Raw genomic sequence first — 2,742 nt, 5'->3', positions numbered from 1 at the left:
TGGGGGTCATGCTCAAGCCTCCCGCATCGTCGCCCCCCACGCGGGGGCGTGGATCGAAACATCCATGCCGGCAAGCACAAGGTCGATGGCAACGCGTCGCCCCCCACGCGGGGGCGTGGATCGAAACGGCTGATTTGTTCAGGCGCTGCAACTCTCGCAGCGTCGCCCCCCACGCGGGGGCGTGGATCGAAACGGCGGAAAGACGCTGCCGAGGTCCAGGAGGATGAGTCGCCCCCCACGCGGGGGCGTGGATCGAAACCCGCTGCTGCATGCCCATAAACCGGAATGCGAGGGTCGCCCCCCACGCGGGGGCGTGGATCGAAACGAGTATCAGGTCGAGGATTCCTACGGCGGTGGCGTGTCGCCCCCCACGCGGGGGCGTGGATCGAAACATTGAGCACCTTGAGCCGCCCCAAGTGCTGACCGGGTCGCCCCCCACGCGGGGGCGTCGATCGAAACCGGAATCGCAGCGTGCCGTTGGTCACGTTAAACAAGTCGCCCCCCACGCGGGGGCGTGGATCGAAACCGCAAGGCCGAGCGCCGCCCTGATCTCTTTGGACAGTCGCCCCCCACGCGGGGGCGTGGATCGAAACCCGGGAGCCGTGGTCTTCGTGCCAGCCATGAGCTGTCGCCCCCCACGCGGGGGCGTGGATCGAAACTTCACCTCGATCGCGCCCAGAGGATTGACCGCGGTCGCCCCCCACGCGGGGGCGTGGATCGAAACCATGGCGAGCGCGTAATGCAGCGATGCGTTACTGGTCGCCCCCCACGCGGGGGCGTGGATCGAAACAGCGGCCAGTCGGTCCAGATCGTGACGCCTCGCTGTCGCCCCCCACGCGGGGGCGTGGATCGAAACACGCAACGCCACGCAGTCCTGGACCGTCAGGCCGAGTCGCCCCCCACGCGGGGGCGTGGATCGAAACAAATTGGTGGAGCCCGGAAAAGCCACCAGCCATCGTCGCCCCCCACGCGGGGGCGTGGATCGAAACGAGCAAGGCCTCATCCTCCTGGACCTCGGCAGCGGTCGCCCCCCACGCGGGGGCGTGGATCGAAACTGGCTGGAGCACGGCGGCGCGATGCCGTTTCCGCGTCGCCCCCCACGCGGGGGCGTGGATCGAAACCTCGACATGCTGGGCGACAAGATGGCCGGGATCGTCGCCCCCCACGCGGGGGCGTGGATCGAAACATGTGGACCGTGAGCCACCTGCAGGCTGCCGCGTTGTCGCCCCCCACGCGGGGGCGTGGATCGAAACAGATGGCGGCGATTGCTGGCGACATAACCGAGGTGTCGCCCCCCACGCGGGGGCGTGGATCGAAACCTAGAATGGGGGAGCGTCAGGGTCGCCGTTCTGACGTCGCCCCCCACGCGGGGGCGTGGATCGAAACGACTCCAGCAGCGCATATTTGGCGGGCTTCGACCGTCGCCCCCCACGCGGGGGCGTGGATCGAAACTCGTTATCCCCTCAACCGCCTCGATCGCGCAGGTCGCCCCCCACGCGGGGGCGTGGATCGAAACCGCACGGACACGCTCGCGGCGCTCAATGCAGCCGGTCGCCCCCCACGCGGGGGCGTGGATCGAAACACTGCCTTCCGCCGGACACGGGATTACAAGATCCGTCGCCCCCCACGCGGGGGCGTGGATCGAAACGTTGACAGCGATGCGGGCGAAGCAACCGACCGCGTCGCCCCCCACGCGGGGGCGTGGATCGAAACCGGAGGCAGAGTGGCGGGCCGCTGGCCCACATGCCGTCGCCCCCCACGCGGGGGCGTGGATCGAAACCGCGACCAGTACGCGCAGGCGAGGGAAGCTCAGGGTCGCCCCCCACGCGGGGGCGTGGATCGAAACAGATCGCCCAGCGCAACGGCACCGAGATGGCTCGTCGCCCCCCACGCGGGGGCGTGGATCGAAACTGCGCCTCGCTCGCCGACATCTTTGACAGCAAGGGTCGCCCCCCACGCGGGGGCGTGGATCGAAACCCGCTGCTGCATGCCCATAAACCGGAATGCGAGGGTCGCCCCCCACGCGGGGGCGTGGATCGAAACCCTAGCAAGGAGCAGGCCGAAAAGGGCGCGCTGGCGTCGCCCCCCACGCGGGGGCGTGGATCGAAACCGTGCCTCCTCGCCATCGGTCGAGTTTCCCTCGCCGGTCGCCCCCCACGCGGGGGCGTGGATCGAAACTGCCAAAGCCGCGGTAGTCGATGGCCTTGGCCGCGTCGCCCCCCACGCGGGGGCGTGGATCGAAACGTCATGTGCGCGGCCACAAAGCCGGCGGCGGGCGGTCGCCCCCCACGCGGGGGCGTGGATCGAAACGGCTTCCAGGCGCTACCATCCGGGGCCGGCCCGCGTCGCCCCCCTGCGGGGGTGAATCAAAACTGGTCCGCCGAGCCGGCGAGCAGGCCGCTGCTCTCCGGGAGGTTGCTGTCCCCGTTCACGTGAAATTCCAGGCCTGGCCGCCGGGCCGGGCCGACAGGTCAGGTTTCGGGCCGGGTTCGGCGCAGTGTGGCCGCCCAGGCCAGGGCGAGGCTGGCCAGACCGATCGGGATGAAGGAGAGCCAGAGCACCGTGTTCCAGCCATAGGTCGTCAGCAAGCCGCCGGACAGGAACGAGCCGAACGCCATCGTGCCGAAGACCAGGAAGTCGTTGAAAGACTGTACGCGGGTCTTTTCCTCGGGACGGTGGCATTCCAGCACAAGCGCCGAGGCTCCGACGAAACCGAAGTTCCAGCCAAGGCCAAGCAGCACC

Annotated in this window: 1 pseudogene and 1 CRISPR repeat array; the pseudogene reads right to left on the bottom strand. The window is 69.4% G+C overall.

What is annotated here, in order from left to right:
- Positions 1-28: 28 nt before the first annotated feature.
- Positions 29-2,310: a CRISPR direct-repeat array (repeat unit 32 nt; unit sequence GTCGCCCCCCACGCGGGGGCGTGGATCGAAAC).
- Positions 2,311-2,471: 161 nt separating this feature from the next.
- Positions 2,472-2,742, bottom strand: a pseudogene (locus IE243_RS23500) (MFS transporter); the annotation flags it as partial.

The organism is Camelimonas fluminis (assembly GCF_014656355.1).
GTDB classification, from domain to species: domain Bacteria; phylum Pseudomonadota; class Alphaproteobacteria; order Rhizobiales; family Beijerinckiaceae; genus Camelimonas; species Camelimonas fluminis.
The sequence above is the reverse complement of the archived record's forward strand: the minus strand, read 5'-3'. Positions and strand labels throughout refer to the sequence as shown.